Genomic DNA, 1226 nt, shown 5'->3' on the forward strand with positions numbered 1-1226 from the left:
GGTGCGGTGTTGACTTCGGCCACCCTGCAATCGCTCGGCAGCTTCAACCTGATTTTGCGCCAAACCGGCCTGCTGTGGCTGCCCGAAACCACCACGCTTGCATTGGAAAGCCCGTTTAATTTCGATACGCAAGGCGAGCTGTATATTCCGCCCGTACACGCCAGCCCCAAAGACCCTGATGCGCACACGGCCGCCATTGTCGAATGGTTGCCGAAGCTGGTTTCGCCGGTTGAAGCCATCGGCACGCTGGTGTTGTTTTCCTCGCGCAAGCAAATGCAGGATGTCGCCTTACGACTGCCTGACGAATACTTGCCGCTTCTGCTTGTACAAGGAGAGTTGCCCAAGGCTGTCCTGTTGCAAAGGCACCATCAAGCCATTGCCGAAGGTAAAGCCAGCATTATTTTCGGCCTCGACAGTTTTGCCGAAGGCCTCGACCTGCCCGGCACGGCCTGCGTTCAAGTCATTATTGCCAAGCTGCCGTTTGCCATGCCGGACAACCCCATCGAGAAAACCCAAAACCGTTGGATTGAACAACGCGGCGGCAATCCTTTTATCGAAATTACGGTGCCTGAAGCCAGCATCAAACTGATCCAAGCCGTCGGCCGCCTTATCCGTACCGAACAGGATTACGGCCGTGTGACCATCCTCGACAACCGCGTCAAAACGCAACGCTACGGCCAGCAATTATTGGCCTGTTTGCCGCCGTTTAAACGGATAGGGTAGTTGTGGATAATTCAAAGGCAGAGGCCGTCTGAAATCAAATGTTCAGACGGCCTTTTATTCATTTCAAGCTATAAATCCAATTTCATGACGGATACGGTTTCCCCGTTGTGCCAAGTCTGCGTGATTTCTTTCTAGCCGAACTTTTCATACACGGCCTGCACATCCGGCGTGGGGTAATTCCTAAATCAAATTTTACTAGCACACAGTTAGAAGATATTATGGCTGGAAAACGGACTATTAATGGATATATTTGGCATCATAATGCACAAAGTGCACCAAATAACATGCAGCTAGTACCATTGGAAATACATGATGCAGTTAGACATACTGGTCAAAATGCATTAAAAAAAGGACGTTAATCAAGGAAATGAATAATGAAAAAATTAAATATCTGGAGAGATGAAGGAAAAGTTTCTGCTTCAATCATTGAAAAATTTGCAGAAAATTTAGGTGTAACATTCCCTAGATCGTATATATCTGTCTATCATACACATCTGCCGATG

2 protein-coding genes are annotated in these 1226 nt (G+C 48.1%); both read left to right on the forward strand.

Annotated features, from left to right (window positions below; genetic code table 11):
• Positions 1-723: helicase C-terminal domain-containing protein (locus tag ACTHUM_RS14575; RefSeq protein ID WP_440403234.1), on the forward strand; the 723-nt coding region annotated here is incomplete at its 5' end.
• Between the two features lie 107 nt (positions 724-830).
• The gene (locus ACTHUM_RS14580) at positions 831-1082 is read left to right on the forward strand and encodes an HNH endonuclease (protein ID WP_283120669.1); all 252 of its coding nucleotides are present in this window, start codon (positions 831-833) and stop codon (positions 1080-1082) included.
• Positions 1083-1226: the final 144 nt, after the last annotated feature.

This window comes from Neisseria sp. P0021.S006 (assembly GCF_051956895.1).